At 73.6% G+C, this 16104-nt stretch carries 15 protein-coding genes; 10 read left to right on the top strand and 5 right to left on the bottom strand.

Annotated elements, in window-relative coordinates:
- Nucleotides 1-216 precede the first annotated feature (216 nt).
- Nucleotides 217-774, top strand: coding sequence for a guanylate kinase (locus tag JF597_RS04015; protein ID WP_293988895.1), 558 nt, complete (start codon nucleotides 217-219; stop codon nucleotides 772-774).
- A gap of 37 nt (nucleotides 775-811) precedes the next feature.
- On the opposite strand, the gene JF597_RS04010 is transcribed toward JF597_RS04015, so the two are convergent.
- Both JF597_RS04010 and JF597_RS04005 read right to left on the bottom strand, forming a co-directional pair.
- Nucleotides 812-1669 carry an NAD(P)-dependent oxidoreductase gene (locus JF597_RS04010; protein ID WP_293988892.1) on the bottom strand — a complete coding sequence of 286 codons (858 nt, stop codon included), beginning with the start codon at nucleotides 1667-1669 and terminating at the stop codon, nucleotides 812-814.
- A gap of 82 nt (nucleotides 1670-1751) precedes the next feature.
- Complete coding sequence (locus JF597_RS04005; protein ID WP_293988889.1) at nucleotides 1752-2321, bottom strand: dihydrofolate reductase family protein; 570 nt, start codon at nucleotides 2319-2321, stop codon at nucleotides 1752-1754.
- 305 nt (nucleotides 2322-2626) lie between these two features.
- Between JF597_RS04005 and JF597_RS04000 the strand changes: the two genes are divergently transcribed.
- The 4 genes from JF597_RS04000 to JF597_RS03985 all read left to right on the top strand — a co-directional run bounded on the left by JF597_RS04000 (nucleotide 2627) and on the right by JF597_RS03985 (nucleotide 5756).
- Complete coding sequence (locus JF597_RS04000) at nucleotides 2627-3466, top strand: ANTAR domain-containing protein (RefSeq protein ID WP_293988887.1); 840 nt, start codon at nucleotides 2627-2629, stop codon at nucleotides 3464-3466.
- A gap of 116 nt (nucleotides 3467-3582) precedes the next feature.
- Nucleotides 3583-4197: a DUF1326 domain-containing protein gene (locus JF597_RS03995; RefSeq protein ID WP_293988884.1), complete on the top strand. Its 615-nt coding sequence runs from the start codon at nucleotides 3583-3585 to the stop codon at nucleotides 4195-4197.
- Nucleotides 4194-4952, top strand: a complete 759-nt coding sequence (locus tag JF597_RS03990; protein ID WP_293988881.1) for a DUF2182 domain-containing protein — start codon at nucleotides 4194-4196, stop codon at nucleotides 4950-4952. The genes JF597_RS03995 and JF597_RS03990 overlap by 4 nt, the downstream gene beginning before the upstream one ends.
- 144 nt (nucleotides 4953-5096) lie before the next feature.
- Nucleotides 5097-5756 carry a zinc ribbon domain-containing protein gene (locus JF597_RS03985; protein ID WP_293988878.1) on the top strand — a complete coding sequence of 220 codons (660 nt, stop codon included), beginning with the start codon at nucleotides 5097-5099 and terminating at the stop codon, nucleotides 5754-5756.
- Here the strand turns inward: JF597_RS03985 and JF597_RS03980 are convergent.
- Entirely contained in the window at nucleotides 5745-5870 is a 126-nt protein-coding gene (locus tag JF597_RS03980) for a hypothetical protein (RefSeq protein WP_293988877.1), read from the bottom strand. The genes JF597_RS03985 and JF597_RS03980 overlap by 12 nt on opposite strands.
- A 533-nt stretch (nucleotides 5871-6403) precedes the next feature.
- Here JF597_RS03980 and JF597_RS03975 point away from each other — a divergent pair.
- The 4 genes from JF597_RS03975 (at nucleotide 6404) to JF597_RS03960 (ending at nucleotide 13817) form a co-directional block, all read left to right on the top strand.
- Complete coding sequence (locus tag JF597_RS03975) at nucleotides 6404-7636, top strand: permease (RefSeq protein WP_293988875.1); 1233 nt, start codon at nucleotides 6404-6406, stop codon at nucleotides 7634-7636.
- A 96-nt stretch (nucleotides 7637-7732) separates the two neighbouring features.
- On the top strand, nucleotides 7733-8566 hold the full coding sequence (locus tag JF597_RS03970; protein WP_293988872.1) for a class I SAM-dependent methyltransferase: 834 nt from the start codon (nucleotides 7733-7735) through the stop codon (nucleotides 8564-8566).
- Nucleotides 8567-8938: 372 nt separating this feature from the next.
- Complete coding sequence (locus JF597_RS03965) at nucleotides 8939-10519, top strand: adenosine deaminase (RefSeq protein ID WP_293988898.1); 1581 nt, start codon at nucleotides 8939-8941, stop codon at nucleotides 10517-10519.
- 106 nt (nucleotides 10520-10625) lie between these two features.
- Nucleotides 10626-13817: a BTAD domain-containing putative transcriptional regulator gene (locus JF597_RS03960; RefSeq protein WP_293988869.1), complete on the top strand. Its 3192-nt coding sequence runs from the start codon at nucleotides 10626-10628 to the stop codon at nucleotides 13815-13817.
- Here the strand turns inward: JF597_RS03960 and JF597_RS03955 are convergent.
- Together JF597_RS03955 and JF597_RS03950 are read right to left on the bottom strand one after the other, a co-directional pair.
- Complete coding sequence (locus JF597_RS03955) at nucleotides 13795-14589, bottom strand: ABC transporter permease (protein WP_293988866.1); 795 nt, start codon at nucleotides 14587-14589, stop codon at nucleotides 13795-13797. The genes JF597_RS03960 and JF597_RS03955 overlap by 23 nt on opposite strands.
- Nucleotides 14586-15569, bottom strand: coding sequence for an ATP-binding cassette domain-containing protein (locus tag JF597_RS03950; protein ID WP_293988863.1), 984 nt, complete (start codon nucleotides 15567-15569; stop codon nucleotides 14586-14588). The genes JF597_RS03955 and JF597_RS03950 overlap by 4 nt, the downstream gene beginning before the upstream one ends.
- A 110-nt stretch (nucleotides 15570-15679) precedes the next feature.
- Here JF597_RS03950 and JF597_RS03945 point away from each other — a divergent pair.
- On the top strand, nucleotides 15680-16104 hold a 425-nt coding region (locus JF597_RS03945), incomplete at its 3' end, for a sulfite exporter TauE/SafE family protein (protein WP_293988860.1).

Genomic DNA, 16104 nt, shown 5'->3' with positions numbered 1-16104 from the left:
AGTACGGCCCTGCCACGAGCATGGCCGACGGCATCATCGCCACGCAGAACGCCGAGATCTCCGAGATGAACAAGATGCTCGGCAAGGGCTGACGGCACCCCGCCCGGGGGCCCGGTGCCGACACCGGCCCCCGTGCCGCTCGGTCGTCGGCAACCGGCTCGGCGTCGCGATCTCACTCACGGCTCAGGTGCGCCACGTCTTCGGGACGGTGTTCAAGTGCGGCAGGGCATTCTTCTGTACGGGCCGCCGACGGCAGGCAAGGACACGATCACAGCGGCACTCACCGAGCTCGACGAGCGGTGTGTGCCGTTCAACCGGTTCAAGGTCGGAAGCGGGAAGACCCGGGGCTACCGAATGGGCACCCCGGAGCAGCTGCTCGCCTTGGAGGCACGAGGCGACGTCATCTACCGCAACGACCGGTACGGCAACATCTACGTCGTCGACCGCCCCGGCCTCCAGCAGGCGATGGAAGGCGGCAGGATCCCCGTCGTACACCTCGGTCAGATGGTGGGGATGGAGCACGTAGCCGCCCTCTGCCCGGCCTGGCTGCGCGTTCTGCTGTGGTGCTCCAGGGAGACCGCCGCGCGACGCTCATCGGAGCGGGGCGACACCGACACGGCGGCTCGGCTGGCCGTTTGGGCCGCCACTCAGGCCGATCTCGCGAGTCGTCCACGCGCTCAGTGGGAGCTGCGCGTGGATACGGATGTGACCGCGCCCCGCGAAGCCGCAGAGATGATCGACGAGATGGTCCGCGTCTCGTCACCTCGTCCCTGACGGCCACGACGTCACCGGCACAGCGGACACGGCCGTCTCAGCTCGGCCTGTCCTGGTTCCCTCGTGTCCGCAGGGCTTCCAGCGCCTCGGCGATGTCCGTTCGCTCCTCTCGATTCTCGCTCCACCTGGCGAGCGTCGCGGCAGCGGCTTGCACAAGCGTGTCCGGAAGCCCGGCGTCGGCGAGCAAAACCGCCGCGTCCTCGAGTTCCGGTCCCCAACGCCAGGCTCTGGCAGCGGTCTTGGGGATGTAGTCGGTCTCGAGGAGGTAGCTGCGGCTGCGCCTGGCCGCGATTGCCAGCAACTCGTCCGAGACGCCGTAGGTCTCGGCTGCCCCGTACGCCACGGCGGCCAGCACGCGGGAGACCTTCTGGTAGCTGGAGTAGGCGAGCTTGAGTGCGGAGGCTTTTCCGATGCTGTCGCCCAGGTCGTGGGGCCGCACATCGGTACCGGCGAAGAGCTCGGCGATCCGGTCGACCAGCTTGCCGGGGCCCGACAGATAGAGCGTCGGGTACGTGCCGCCCAACGGAGGCGATCCGACCACGGCACCATCGACGACCGGTATCGGGCCCAGGCGGTCGGCGATACGCCGCATGCGTGACGGCGCGACGGCATTGCCTTCGACGTAGATCGTGCCCACGCGGGCCGAACCGACCTCGGCTGTCCGGGCGGCGGTCTCCTCCGCTGCGGCAGGAGGGCACAGGGAGAGCAGTACGTCGGAGCGGGAGACAAGTTCGGGGAACGCCTCGGGTTCGAGGCCCGCCTGCTCGGCTCGGCGGCGCGTTCCAGGGCCGCGTCCCTCAGGGCACCACAGCACGGTGTGGCCGCGGGCTCGCAGCTGGGCCCCGAAGGCGGCTCCCATGCTGCCGGGGTGCAGCAGCCCGATGGTGTCCGTCATGTCGCGTTCCTCTCGTGGCCGGCGGGGTGCCCTCCGCCGGTGCGTGCCGCCGCGCCTGCAGCGGTCCCGGGTACGGGGGGGTTCACGGCCGTTGGCTGGCAGGCCTGTCCGGGAGTTCGGTGCGGCTGCCCCGGCAGGAGTAGACGATCTCCACCGAGCCGCCCGGCAGGGCTCGTTCGCGCTGGAAGGTGAGGCCGGTGTCGGGGCCGAGCATGGGGGTCAGTCGGGTCCCGCCGCCGAACAGGAGCGGGAGTACGACCAGTTCGAGGGTGTCGAGGGCGCCGAGGGCGTGGAACGTCCCGATCGTCTGCGGGCCTCCGACGAGGTGGACGTCGCCGCCCCGGTTGGCCGAGCGGAGTTTCTCCAGGAGCCGCGCCGGGTCGCTGTCGGTGGTGACGTGATCGGGGGTGCCGTCGGGACGGTGGGAGCCGAGCACGAACACGTCGAGGTCCGGCCACGGCCAGCGGTTGTTGGTCAGCGCGGGCTCGAAGGTGGTGCGGCCCATCAGCGCCGCCTCGCAGCCTTCGAGGAACTCCCGGATCCCGTGGCTCTCACCCGAGACGAAGGCGGGGTCGGCGGTCAGGGCGGGCCAGCCGCTCGGTGTGGTCACGTAGCCGTCGGCACTCATGCTCATACGGGCGCGGATCTGCATGGTTCCTCCTCGGGTCGTCCGGCGGCCGGGTGCGCGGTCGGCGTTCCGAACGCGCTGGTCGGCCAGTGGACCAGCATTGGTCGAGCACAGAGGCGCTGAGTGTCCGGTGGGCCCCCGGTGCGTCGCGCCTCTGTCCAGGCGTCGAACGGGCGGCCCACCGATCGACACCGTGCCGAGGAAATTCTCCGGCTCCAGGTGGCGCACGCCACAGGCGAACATGCCCGCTGAGGATGCGGGAAGACGTGAGGGGCACAACCGTGGCCGCCAGTGCACGGGTGAGTCAGATCAGGAGGTGAGGTGCTTCCATGACCGAGAATTCCGGTACGCCTGCGCTCCGGCCGGGAGAACGTGGGCCCGAGGACCCCGAGCAGCAGGCGATCGACGCGCGGAACAGGAAACTGGCACGGGCCGGTGTCGCCCGGGCCGAACGGCTCCTCGTCGCCTCGTACCGGCTCTCCTCGGATCAGGAGGCGTTCGACCTGCTGCGCCGCGCCTCCCAGCGGTTCAACGTCAAACTGCACACCCTCGCCGACACGGCCGTCCACCTGCCCGCCCCCGAGCCGGGCGCCTCCAGCTGGGTGCCGAGCCGGCCGCGCCCGGCCGCTCCGCCGCTGCCCGCACTGCCCGCGCTGCGCGGCGACGAGCGACGGCCGGCCGACGAGGGTGCCGTCCTCAAGGCCGCCCTGCACCGCACCCTGCGCATCACCGGTGCCGAGATGGGCAACGTGCAGCTGGTGCAGAACGGCATGCTCCGCATGGAACACCACACCGGGCTGAACGGCCGCTTCACCGACTACTTCACCTTCATCGACACCTCCACCACGTCCTGCGCGCAGGCCGCGGAGCAGACCCGGCAGGTCACCGTCAAGGACGTCGCCGCCTCCGACACCTTCGACGAGGTCTCCCGGCGGACGATCCTGCAGACGGGCAGCCACGCCTGCCACAGCGTGCCGCTGCTCAGCCCCAGAGGCGCCGTCATCGGCATGGTCTCCTCCCACCACGACCGGCCCCTCCTCCACCTCACCGCCGCCCAGTCGGCAGCGCTCGACCAGCTCGGCAGGCAGGTCGGCCGCTGGCTGGTCTGGCACCGCAACACCACCGTGGTCTCCGCCCTCAACCACCTCCACACCACGGCGACCCGCTGACACCCGGCGGCGGATCTGCGCGACGGGGGGCGTCGGGAATAGCCTGAAGACGAGAGCGGTACCGGATGGAACGGGCCCTCCAGCGGCATTCCCTTCGCCGAAGGGGAGGTAGAGCGATGCCCTGGAATCTGAGCGGCACCTATCTGGAGAGTTGCAACTGCGAGGTGGTCTGTCCCTGTACGACCTCGGGTCTGACCGCGCCGGCCGACCACGAGCGGTGCCGGGTGACCTTCGCGTTCCACGTGGACAGCGGGAGCGTGGACGGCGTGGACGTCTCCGACCGCTGCGTCGCCGTCTTCATCGACGCTCCCCGGGTGATGGCCGACGGCGGCTGGCAGGTCGCGCTGTACCTCGACGCCTCGGCCGACGACAGCCAGGCGGACGCCCTGGGCAGGGTCTTCGGCGGTGAGGCCGGCGGGCCGATGGCGGCTCTCGCGCCGCTCATCGGCAAGGTGCTCGGCGTGGAGCGCGTCCCCATCGACTACCACGACGACGGGCGCCGCCACGCCGCGCGGGTGGGCGACGTCATCGACATCGAGATCGAGGACCAGGTCGCCCCGCAGTTCGGCGCGGACGGCCCGGTCATGCACCTGACCGGCATGTTCCACCCGGCGAACAGCACGCTCGCCATCGCCCGGTCCACCCGGGCGAGGGGCGGCGGCGTGTACGGCCGGTCCTGGGACTTCTCCGGTGGCAACGGCCACTCGGCCCCCTTCGCGTGGTCCGCGTGACCGGTCGGCCGGTCGCAGTCCGCCGCGGGACGGCCCCCGCCGGACTGCTCCTGGTCGCGGCGGCCGCCGCGTGGGTCTGGGTGGTGACGCGCTGGGGCGACGCCCGGGCGATGCCGGGCACGATGGGCCTGGGCCTCGCCGCCTTCCTCGCGGTGTGGACCCTGATGATGGCCGCGATGATGCTGCCCGGCACGGCGCCCGTCGCCGCGCTGTACGCCCGAACCATCGCCGCGCACCGGACGCCGCGCATGATCGTCTTCACGGTCGCCTACCTGCTCGTCTGGGCCGCGGCCGGGCTGCCGGCGTACGCGCTGGCCGCCGGCCTGGGCCGGGCGGGGGGCCTCCCCGCCGCGGCGGGGACCACGGTGGCCGCGGCCGTCTTCGTCGTCGGCGGCGTCTACCAGCTCACGCCCCTCAAGGACCTCTGCCTGGCCAAGTGCCGCTCGCCGGTCGGGCAGATGCTGCACTACGCCTCATATCCGGGGCCCTCCCGTGATCTGCGTGCCGGGGCCCACCACGGGGCCTTCTGCCTGGGCTGCTGCTGGTCGCTGATGGTGCTGCTGACGGCGTTCGGGGTGATGAACCTGTGGGCCATGGTGGCCCTGACCGCCGTGATCACCGCCGAGAAACTGGCCCCGGCAGGCCACCTGGTGGCCCGTGCGGTGGGCATCACCTCGATCGGCCTGGCCGTCGCCGTCTTCTGGTTCCCGGAGCTGGCCCCGGGGCTCACCGGCGGCGGTACGGCGACGATGTGAGGGCCGGGAGCGCCCGAGAGATCCACGGCCTGAGGCAACCGTCCCGGGCCGTGGCCTGAACTCGGCCGCTTTGGCCAGAACCAGTACCGATTCCCCTGCGTCGTACGGCATGTGTGCCGATGGCCTGACCTGTGGGGGGACCACATGAGCGCCGAGATCTACTTCAGCAACAACTACCGGGATCTGTGCGAGCGGAACGGGACCGGGGCCGGGTTCCAGTTCGAGTTCTCCTGCGCGCGCTGTTACGACACCTGGCGCTCGCCGTTCGAGCCGTACGCCGGGGAGCGGGCCGCCACGTGGCTCCGCAAGGGCGTCGACGTGGCCTGGGGGCTGCTCGGCCGCACCGGCACCGGCCTGACGTCGGCGGCCGACGGCCTGGCGGGGGCCGGCTACGGGCGCTCCCGCGACGAGGCGTTCCAGCGGGCGATCAACAACGCGCAGGGGCACTTCAACCGCTGCGCGCGCTGCACCGACTACGTGTGCGGCCGCTGCTGGAACGCGGCCCAGGGGCTGTGCCTGCGCTGCGCGCCGGACACGGCCGCCGAGGCGATGGCGGCCCAGCAGCGCGGCCTCAACGACATGGCCTCGCAGCGGGCGTACGCGGCGGGGCAGCAGGCCGGGCAGGGCTACGACCCGAGCACGCCCCGCCAGCTGGTCTGCCCGCAGTGCCGGACCGAGACCCACGGTGCCGCCTTCTGCTCGGGCTGCGGCTACCACCTGGCCCAGTCGGAGCGGTGTTCCTCCTGTTCCGCGGTGGTGCCGGACGGGGCGGCCTTCTGCCCGGGATGCGGCTCACGCAGGTAGCGGGGCGGCGTCCCGGCAGCGGCTGAGCGGGGCGGTCGTGGTGTGCTCGAGCCAGCGGGCGTCGATCTCGCGGCCGTTCGGCAGGGTGTGGCGTGGCGGTCCGTCGGCCGCCACGAAGCCGGCCTTCGCCAGCGCCCGGCCACTCGCGGTGTTCGCCGGTTCGTGTCCAGTGTCTCGGCGCCGGGTTCGTGCGGGCGGGCCGACAGGTGCCTGGCCGACCCGGGCGTCCGTAGCGCGTCGGTGTCACCGGGGCGCAGCCGGAGCACGGCGCTGCGGACGTCCGCGCCGATGACCTCACGTTCCACCCAGCCCAGCCACCGCTGGGCCGCCGGGTCCGACCCGGCGGCCACGGCGGCGGCGATGTCCAGCGCCGACTCCGGGGTGTAGAGCAGGAGGCGCTCCGTGCACAGGGTGTGCCGCCGGTGCCGGCACGGGCCGGGCCGGGCCGGGCAGCGGCAGTCTCGGGGTGGCCGTCCGCCCGCGGCGCAACCGTGACAGGAGCGTGCGGCTCCCCCCAGGACCCTTGGGACCTAGGCGGAGTCTACTGCCGCTCCTGGGACCGTCCGGATGCCGTGGCATCACTGGCCTACATACCCTCCAGGGGTATATAAACAGATGGTCGCGACGGACTGCGAAGGGCGGACACCATGCATGCGGTCGGACACGCGCTCTCCATCGCCGGGTCGATGACCTGGGAGATCACGTGGGCACTGATCCTCGGCTTCGCACTCTCCGCGATCGTGCAGGCGGTGGTGCGCCGGGAGACGGTCGTACGGCTGCTCGGGGACGACCGGCCCCGTACGCTCGCGCTCTCCGCGGGGGTCGGCGCCGCCTCCTCGTCCTGTTCCTACGCCGCCGTCGCGCTCGCCCGCTCCCTGTTCCGCAAGGGCGCCGACTTCACCGCGGCCATGGCCTTCGAGATCGCCTCCACCAACCTCGTGATCGAACTGGGCGTGATCCTGGCCCTGCTGATGGGGTGGCAGTTCACCGCCGCGGAGTTCGTCGGCGGCCCGGTCATGATCGTCGTCCTCGCCGTACTCTTCCGCGTGCTGCTGCGCGAGCGGCTGCTGCGACAGGCGCGGGAGCAGGCCGAGCGCGGGCTGGCGGGCTCGATGGAGGGGCACGCGGCGATGGACATGTCCGTCGGCGGCGAGGGCGGTTTCGCCCGCCGGCTGTTCTCCCGGGACGGGTTCACGTCCGTCTCGCACATCTTCGTCATGGAGTGGGCGGCGATCCTGCGCGACCTGGTGGTGGGGCTGCTGATCGCCGGGGCGATCGCCGCCTGGGTGCCGGACGACTTCTGGCAGAGCTTCTTCCTGGCCGGCCATCCGCTCGCGGCCAAGCTGACCGGGCCGCTGATCGGGCCGGTGGTGGCCATCGTGTCGTTCGTCTGCTCCATCGGCAACGTGCCGCTGGCCGTGGTGCTCTGGAAGGGCGGCATCAGTTTCGGCGGCGTCATCGCCTTCATCTACGCCGACCTGCTGATCCTGCCGATCCTCAACATCTACCGGAAGTACTACGGCGCCCGGACGGCCGCGTTCCTGCTGGGCACCTTCTACGCCTCGATGGTGGTGGCCGGCTACGTGGTGGAACTCGTCTTCGGGGGCCTCGGGCTGATCCCCGACCAGGCCGACGCGAAGATCCCCGACGAGGGGATCAGCTGGAACTACACCACGTACCTCAACATCGTCTTCCTGCTGCTGGCCGCCGCACTGGTCGTACGGTTCCTGCGCACCGGCGGCCGGGCGATGCTGCGGATGATGGGAGGTTCCCCGGACGGCGGGGAGCAGCCGGAGGGGCACGGCCACGAGCACACGCACAGCGGGCACGGCACGCACGGCATGCACGGCGAGCACCCTCGGGCGGGCGACACGGACTGAGCGGCCGGGGAAGGGGGGAGAACGTCCGGGCCGGGCACGCTCACCGCACATCGACCGCACAATCGACCGCACGTCCGCCGCGCAGAAGGAGATCACGTGGACCGCAGCCGCGACCTCGCCGTCACGCCCGCCGTGCGTGCCATCTACGGGCCGCAGGACCTCAGCTCCGCACCGGCGTTCGCGGGCGGGTTCATCAACTTCGGGCACTGGGCCGGGATCCCGCTCGACCGTCCGCTGACCGCCGAGGACCGGGTGCGCAGCCAGCGCGACCTCTACCGCCTCGTGTTCGGGGCCCTCGACGGGGCCGACGCCCGTGCCGTCGAGGTCGGCTGCGGGCTGGGGGTCGGCGCCGCGCTCGCGCTGGAGGAGTTCGGTTTCGCCGCCGTGACCGGCCTGGACATCCACCCCGAGCAACTGGAGCGGGCCCGCCGGACCAACGCCGGGCTGCTCGCCCGGGCACCGGAGCGGCTCGGTTTCGCGCACGGGGCGGCGGAGCGGATGCCGTTCGAGGACGGCCGCTTCGACCGGCTGTACTCGGTGGAGGCCGCCCAGCACTTCCGCGACCTGGCCGCGTTCGCCCGCGAGGCCGCCCGGGTGCTGCGGCCCGGCGGCCGGCTGGCCGTCACCAGCTTCTTCCTGCCGGCCGGCGCCGAGGACGCGGGCGGGGAACTGGCCGTCCGGCTGGAGAGCTTCGCGTCCGGCCTGGACGTGGCCCACCCGCTGGTGTCGCTGGTCGACGCCCTCGGCAGCGCCGGCCTGACCGGCGTGCGGGCCGAGTCGATCGGCGACCACGTCTGGCCGGGCCTGGACCGCTTCCTCGCCGGCATCGACCTGCCCGTGCAGTGGCCGCGCAACTTCCTGCCGGCCTACCGCGACGGCCTGCTGGACTACTACGTCGTCACGGCGGACCGTCCGCCGGCCGACGCCTGACCGACCTGGCGGCCGGCGCCTGCCCGACCCGCCGGCCCACGCCCGACCCACCCCCCGACCCCACGCCCGACCAACCCCGCCGCCCCACGCCCGACCAACCCCCCGACCCCACGCCCGACCAACCCCGCGGCCGACGCCGGACCAACCCCGCGGCCGACGCACGGTCTGCGCCCGCTCGGGTGGCTCTGCGGTGCGTGCCGCGTGGCTGTCCGGCCGCGACCGGCCCGACTTGATGATCATCGGTCCGTGACGACCTACGACGGCGCTCGCACCGCCGGCCACCCACGCCGCACGGCGCCCGCCGTCGCAGCCGCCGCCCCGCACCCGGGCCCCGCTCGCACCCACGCCCGCGCCCTCGCCGCGGCCCTGACCCTGCTCTGCTGCTCCCTGCTGACCTGCCTGTCGGCCGCACCGCCCGCGGCCGCCCTCCCCCGGCCGCCCCGGCAACCCCACGCCTACCCACGCCCCCTGACGGAGGCCGAGGCCCGCACGGACGCGTACCTGGCATCGCTGCGGGCGCAGGCCGCGGACCCCCGGGCCCTGCGCAGGTTCTTCCTGAAGCTGCCCAAGGGCGGCGACCTGCACAACCACCTCTTCGGCGCGCTCAGGACGGAGTACCTGATCGCGCTCGCCGCCGGGGACGGGCTGTGCGTCGACACGGCGACGCTGACCGCCGTCGTACCGCCCTGCGGCCCCGGCACCCGGCCGGCCGCCGACGCCCGCGGCGACCGTGACTTCCGCGAGGCGATCCTGCGGGCCTGGTCCATGTACGGGTTCCCGCCGGACCGCAGCGGCCACGACCACTTCTTCGCCACGTTCGACAAGTTCGGGCTGGTGCCCGCGCTCCACCCGGGCAAGGTGCTCGCCGAGGTCGCCGACTCGGTGGCGGCGCAGCACCAGTTCTACCTGGAGACCATGGTCAACCCGGCCTCCGACCGCGCCGAGCAGCTGGCCGACGAGGTCGGCTGGGACCCCGACCTCCCCGAGATGTACGCGCGGCTCGTGGCGGGCGGCCGGCTCGACGAGGTGGTCGCCGAGGCGCGCCGGGCGACGGACGAGGCCGACGCCGGGTTCCGGGCCGCCGCCCGCTGCGGCACCGACCGGCCCCGCCCCGGCTGCCGGCTCACCGTGCGCTACGTCTACCAGGCCTTCCGGGGCGAGTCCCGCGAGCGCGTCTTCACCGAGCTCGCCCTCGGCATGCGGCTCGCCGAGGCGGACCCCCGCTTCCTCGCCGTCAACCTCGTCCAGCCCGAGGACGGGCCCGTCGCGCTGGCCGACTACACCGTGCAGATGCGCATGGTGAGGTTCCTGCACTCGGTCTACCCGAGGGCCCATGTCACCCTGCACGCGGGCGAGTTGCGGCCCGGCCTGGTCGACCCCGAGGACCTCCGGTTCCATCTCCGGGAGGCCGTGGACATCGCCGGCGCCGAGCGCGTCGGCCACGGCGTCGACCTCCGGCACGAGGACGACTGGCAGCGGACGGCCCGCACGATGGCCGCCCGGCGGATCGCCGTCGAGGTGCCCTTCACCAGCAACGCCCAGATCCTCGGGGTGCGCGGGGCCGCGCACCTCTTCGACACCTACCGGTCCTACGGGGTGCCGGTCGTCCTGGCCACCGACGACCCCGGCGTCTCGCGCACCGACATCAGCCACGAGTACCAGTACGCCGCCGGGGCCTACGGCCTGACGTACCCGGAGCTCAAGGACCTGGCCCGGGCCTCGCTGGAGTACGCCTTCCTCCCCGGCGTGAGCCTGTGGCGGGGCAACCCCGCCCGCGACGGCTACCGGCCGGCCGCCGCCTGCGCCGGGCAGCTTCCCGGCAGCGGTCGGGCGCCGGGGGCGGAGTGCCGGGCGCTGCTCGGCGCGAGCGGGAAGGCTGCGCTGCAGTGGCGCGAGGAAGTCGCCTCCGCCGCCTTCGAGCGGACCTTCGGGCGGGCAGCCACACGGCAGTGAAAAGCAGGCCGCGATGCGCAGTATGTCGACTGCGGCGCCATGGTGGCTGGTCGCGCAGTTCCCCGCGCCCCTTTGGGGCGCTGCCGGACCCCCTTAGTCTGCACGGGTGACCACAGACACCCCCGAGCTCACCCTGCTGCCCCGAGTCGCGTGTCGGGGGCGGGAGATCACCGCGCCGCGGCTGCGCGGGCTGCTGGCGCTGCTCGCCGCGGACCTGCGTACCGGTTGCAGCACCGGGCGGCTGGTGGAGGGGCTGTGGCCGGACGAGTTGCCGGAGCGGCCGGGCAAGGCGGTGCAGATCCTGGTGTCCCGGCTCAGGTCGCAGCTGGGTGCCGAGCTGGTCGTGAGCACGCCGACGGGGTACCGGCTGGGGCTGGACGAGACGCAGGTCGACAGTTCCGCGCTGCTCGTGCACGAGGCGGCCGCCGCCGAACGGGCGCGGGCCGGGGACCACGCGGGCGCCCTGGCGCGGGCCGAGGCGGGGCTGGCGCTGTGGGACGGGAGCGTGGGCGCCGGGCCGGGCGAGGAACTGCACGACCCGGTGGCCGCGCTGCGGGCCGAACGGCTGCGGGCCTACCGGGCGCTGGTGCGCTCGCACGCCCTCGCGCTCGCCCGGCTGGGCCGGCGGGCGGAGGCCACCGCACCGCTGACCGAGCTGAACCGGGAGCTGCCCCGGGACGAGGAGGTGCTGGCGGAGCTGCTGCGCTGCGAGGCCGCCGGCGCGGGTCGGGCCGCGGCGCTGGCCCGTTACGACGGCTACCGGCGCCGGCTCCGGGACGAGCTGGGCAGTGATCCGGGGGCCCGGCTCCGGGCCGTGCACCAGGAGTTGCTGAGCGCGGACGCGGCGCCGGTCCGGCACGGGGTGCCGCACGAGCCGAACCCGCTGCTGGGCCGGGACGCGGACATCGCGGCGGTGGCCGGGCTGCTGCGCGGCGCCCGGGTGGTCACCGTGGTCGGCCCCGGCGGGCTCGGCAAGACCCGGCTCTCGCACGCGGTCAGCCGGGCGGCCGAGCAGCCCGTCGTCCACTTCGTCACCCTGGCCGGTGTCACCGACCACGACGTGGCGGACGAGGTCGCCTCGGCCGTCGGCGGCAGCGAGGGCCGCCAGCTCCCGGGCGGCGGCAAGGACACGGTGAGCGGGATCGTCGCCGCGCTGGGTCCCGGCCCCGCGCTGCTGGTCCTCGACAACTGCGAGCACGTGGTCGCCGGCGCCTCCGCCCTCGTGCAGGCGCTGGTGTCACGGTCGAAGGAGCTGCGCGTCCTGGCCACCAGCCGGGCCCCGCTCGGGCTGACCTCGGAGTCCGTGTACGCCCTGCCGGAGCTGTCCCTGGCGACCTCCGTCGAGCTGTTCGGGCAGCGGGCGCGGGCCGCCCGGCCCGGGGTGGAGCTGCCCGCCGACCGGGTCGCCGAGATCTGCCGGCACCTGGACGGGCTGCCGCTGGCGGTGGAGCTGGCCGCGGCCCGGGTGCGGGTGCTGTCCGTGGCCGACATCGCGCACCGGCTGCGGGACCGTTTCGCGCTGCTGCGCGGCGGCGCCCGGGACGCCCCCGAACGGCACCGCACGCTGCGGGCCGTGGTCGAGTGGAGCTGGAACCTGCTGGAGCCGACGGGACGGGCGGCCCTGCGCGCGCTGTCGGTGTTCCCCGGGGGCTTCGACGTGGCCGCGGCGGAGTACGTACTCGGCGCCGGCGGGGACACGGACGGGGACACGGACGGGGACGCGATGGACCTGCTGGAGCAGCTGGCCGGTCAGTCTCTGGTGAAGGTGGGCGAGAGCGCCGCCGGGGTGCGGTTCCACATGCTGGAGACGCTACGGGAGTTCGGCGCCGCCCGGCGGGCGGAGGCGGGTGAGGACGAGGCCGTGACGGGCCGGTTCCTCGCCTGGGCCCGGGACTTCGGCCGGGCTCACCACGCCGGGATGTACGGCACCGAGGCGCCGGCCTCCTTCGACCGGGTCCGGGCCGAGCAGGACAACCTGGTCCTCGCCCTGCGGCACGCCCTGGCCCGCGCCGACGGCCCCGCCACCGCCGCCGTCACCGCCGTCCTGGCCTCCCTGTGGTCGGTCGGCAACAGCTACACCCGGTTCGTCACCCTCGCCGCCGAGACCGGTGGGCCGCTGTCCCACTTCCGCCCGGGACCGGAGCGCCCCGAGGACGTGGAGACGGCCCGGAGCGCGGCGGCGGTGTGCGCGGCCGGTCTCTTCATGGGCTACGGCCCGCACGCCGTACGCCAGCTCGTCACGCTGCGCCGCCTGCCGCCGGCCCCGGCCGACACCGTGCCGCGGGCCCTGGCCGCCGTGCTGTGCGCGGTCCCGGACATGCGCCCGCCTGAGTACGCGCGGCTGGAGGAGCTGTGCGACGCCGGCGAGCCCCTGCTGGCGGGCCTCGCGGCGGGTGTCGCCAGCTACCTGTGGGAGTCCGCGTACGAGACGGAACGCGCGCTCCGCTGCGCGCGCCGGATGCTCGCGGCGGTCGGGCCGCTCGGCAATCCGGTCATGACGCTGCTCAGCCACGGCCGGCTCGGCGAGCTGTGCCTCAAGACGGAGCGCGGCGCGGAGGCCTACGACCATCTCCGGGCCGCCGAAGCGCTCACTGGGGCCGGCACCTGGTCGGACGCGATCGGCGTCCACTACGGGCTGGTCTCCGCCTGTCTGCAGCGCGAGGACGTCGAGGAGGCGGAGTACTGGCTGGGCCGTGCCGCACCGGACCGGCAGCAGGAGGCCGCCCAGGCCTTCAGCCCCGAACTGCTGCAGGCCCGGGCGGAGATCGCGCTGGCCCGGGGGCTGACCGAGATCGGCCTCGGCCTGTGGCGGCAGGCGGCGGCCGGGATCCGGGAGGCCGGTGCGCTGGCCCCGGACGATCCCTTCCTGGACTCGTGGTCGCTCCAGGTGCAGGCGGCCGCGCTCGCCGCGCACGCGCAGCACGGCCGGCTGGAGCCGGTGGCCGAGCTGGCCGGGCATCTGCGGGAGCGGCTGCTCGGGATGCGGTCCGACGACGCTGCCGGCGCCCGGGACCTGCTGGAACTGCCGGTCTACGGCTCGGTGCTGCTCGCCCTCGGCCATGCCGGGCTGGCCCGGGGCGACAGGGCGGCGGTACGGCTGCTGGCGCTGGCGGAGGTGCTGCCGGTGATGCGGGACCTGCCCACCCTCTCCTCGGCCCGGTCCCGGCAGGCGGCCGAGAACGCGGACGGGGCCGCGTACGCCGACGCGAGGTCGGAGTACGCGGCCCTGGGGCGGGATCAGTTGCGGGCGGCGGCCCGGCGGGCGCTGCACGAGGTCACTGCCGGGGCTCGCGGCTGAACCGGGCCTTGGCCCACAGGTAGCCGAGCACGGTCAGCCCGAGGCCCCAGCCGAGGGCCAGCAGCGCGTTCTTCGTGCCGATTCCGCTGCCCAGCAGCAGACCGCGCAGGGTCTCGATGAAGGGCGAGAACGGCTGGTACTCGGCGAACCAGCGGAACCAGCCCGGCATGGCGTCCACCGGGACGAACGCGCTGGACAGGAAGGGCAGCATCACCAGCGGGGTCCCGATGTTGCTGGCGCCCTCGGCGTTGGGGCTGATCAGGCCGATGCCGACCGCGAGCCAGGTCAGCGCGAGGCTGACCAGGGCCATCAGTCCGGCCGCGGCGAGCCACTCCACCGGCGAGGCGTCGGGCCGGAACCCGATCGCGAGCCCGATGCCGAGGACGAGGACCAGGGCCGCCATCGTCTGGGTCACGCTGCCGACCACGTGTCCGATCAGCACCGAGGCGCGGGAGATCGCCATGGTGCGGAACCGGGCCATGATGCCCTCGGTCATGTCGGTGGCCACCGACACGGCGGTGCCGAGCGAGGTCATGGCGGCGGTCAGGAAGAGGATGCCGGGGACGAGGTAGGCGACGTACTCGGACCGGTCCGCGTGGCCGCCGGTGAGGCCGGCGCTCATCACGTTGCCGAAGACGTAGACGAACAGGAGCAGCAGGATGACCGGGGTGAGCAGGAGGTTCAGGGTGAGGGAGGGGTAGCGGCGGGCGTGCAGGAGGTTGCGCCGCAGCATGGTGAGGTTGTCGCGCAGGGCGTGGGAAGCGGTGCTCATCGGACGGTCTCCTTGTCGGTCGAAGCCACGGGGTTGCCGGTCAGGGCGAAGAACACGTCGTCCAGGTCGGGGGTGTGCACGGAGAGCTCGTCGGCCTCGATGCCGGCGGCGTCGAGCCAGTCGAGGATGGCGCGCAGCTCGCGCTGGGTGCCGCCGCTGGGGATCTGCAGGGCGAGGGCCTCGTCGTCCCGGGTGGTCTCGCGCAGTTCGGTCGCCGCCCGCTCGTAGGCCGCGGGGTCGGAGAACCGCAGCCGTACGTGACCGCCCGGCACCAGCCGCTTCAGCTCCTCGGCGCTGCCCTCGGCGACGAGCTTCCCGCCGTTGAGGACCGCGATGCGGTCGGCGAGCTGGTCGGCCTCGTCCAGGTACTGGGTGGTGAGGAAGACGGTGGTGCCGCCGGAGACCAGTTCGCGGATGATCTGCCACATGGTGTGGCGGGAGCGCGGGTCGAGGCCGGTGGTCGGCTCGTCGAGGAAGATGATCCGCGGGCGGCCGACCAGGGTCATGGCGATGTCGAGGCGGCGCTTCATGCCGCCGGAGTAGGTGGAGGCGGGCTTCCTCGCGGCCTCGGTGAGGTCGAACCGCTCCAGCAGGTCGGCGGTGACCTGCCGTCCCTCCCGCTTGGAGAGGTGGTGCAGGTCGGCCATGAGGAGCATGTTCTCCTCGCCGGTGATCAGTCCGTCCACGGCGGAGAACTGGCCGGTGACCCCGATGGCGGCCCGTACCCGCTGGGCCTCGGCGGTGAGGTCGTGCCCGGCGATCCGGGCGGTGCCGGCGTCGGCGGAGATCAGGGTGGAGAGGATGTTGACCGCCGTGGTCTTGCCGGCGCCGTTCGGCCCGAGGAGCGAGAAGACCGTGCCGGCCGGCACCCGGATGTCGATGCCGTCGAGGACGGTCTTGTCCCCGTAGGCCTTGCGCAGTCCGGTGGCCGCGATCGCGAGTTCGCGTTCGTCCTGGTGTTCGTGTCCGTTCGTCGTCATGCCGCAGAGCGTGCGGCCACGGCGGTTCAGCCCGGCTTCAGCCCGGTTTCAGCGGGGCGGGACGCGGTTCCATACGTTTCCCATAGGGAAGGTGGCTAACGTCCCCCACCATGGATGCCACCGTTCCGATCGTCGTCGCGGGAGCCCTGGTCGGCTTCGCCGTGGGCCTCACCGGCATAGGCGGCGGGGCGCTCATGACGCCGATCATGGTCATGGTGTTCGGGGTGAATCCCACCGCGGCCATCGGCAGCGACCTGGCCGCGTCCGTGTTCATGAAGCCGTTCGGCGCGCTGGTCCACCAGCGGGCCGGGACCGTCCGCTGGGACATCGTGCGGTGGCTGCTGCCGACCGCCGTTCCGGCCGCCTTCGGCGGGGTGTTCCTGCTCCGGGCGCTCGGCGACGGCGACGACCTTCAGCAGCGCGTCAAGTACGTCGTCGGTACGGCGCTGATGCTCGCCGTCGTCGGCATGCTCGCCCGGATGTGGCTCGACCGCCGACGCACCGCCGCCGACGACGGTCCGGCCGGTTCGGCCGG

It is taken from the genome of Streptomyces sp., from assembly GCF_019510245.1.
GTDB lineage: Bacteria > Actinomycetota > Actinomycetes > Streptomycetales > Streptomycetaceae > Streptomyces.
Note: the sequence above shows the minus strand (reverse complement) of the source record. Positions and strands in the feature narration are given on the sequence as shown.

Excerpts from the sequence above, each read along its gene's own strand:
- JF597_RS04010 (WP_293988892.1), bottom strand. The coding sequence starts at position 1,669 with ATGACGGACACCATCGGGCTGCTGCACCCCGGCAGCATGGGAGCCGCC.
- JF597_RS04005 (WP_293988889.1), bottom strand. The coding sequence starts at position 2,321 with ATGCAGATCCGCGCCCGTATGAGCATGAGTGCCGACGGCTACGTGACC.
- JF597_RS04000 (WP_293988887.1), top strand. The coding sequence starts at position 2,627 with ATGACCGAGAATTCCGGTACGCCTGCGCTCCGGCCGGGAGAACGTGGG.
- JF597_RS03995 (WP_293988884.1), top strand. The coding sequence starts at position 3,583 with ATGCCCTGGAATCTGAGCGGCACCTATCTGGAGAGTTGCAACTGCGAG.
- JF597_RS03985 (WP_293988878.1), top strand. The coding sequence starts at position 5,097 with ATGAGCGCCGAGATCTACTTCAGCAACAACTACCGGGATCTGTGCGAG.
- JF597_RS03975 (WP_293988875.1), top strand. The coding sequence starts at position 6,404 with ATGCATGCGGTCGGACACGCGCTCTCCATCGCCGGGTCGATGACCTGG.
- JF597_RS03955 (WP_293988866.1), bottom strand. The coding sequence starts at position 14,589 with ATGAGCACCGCTTCCCACGCCCTGCGCGACAACCTCACCATGCTGCGG.
- JF597_RS03950 (WP_293988863.1), bottom strand. The coding sequence starts at position 15,569 with ATGACGACGAACGGACACGAACACCAGGACGAACGCGAACTCGCGATC.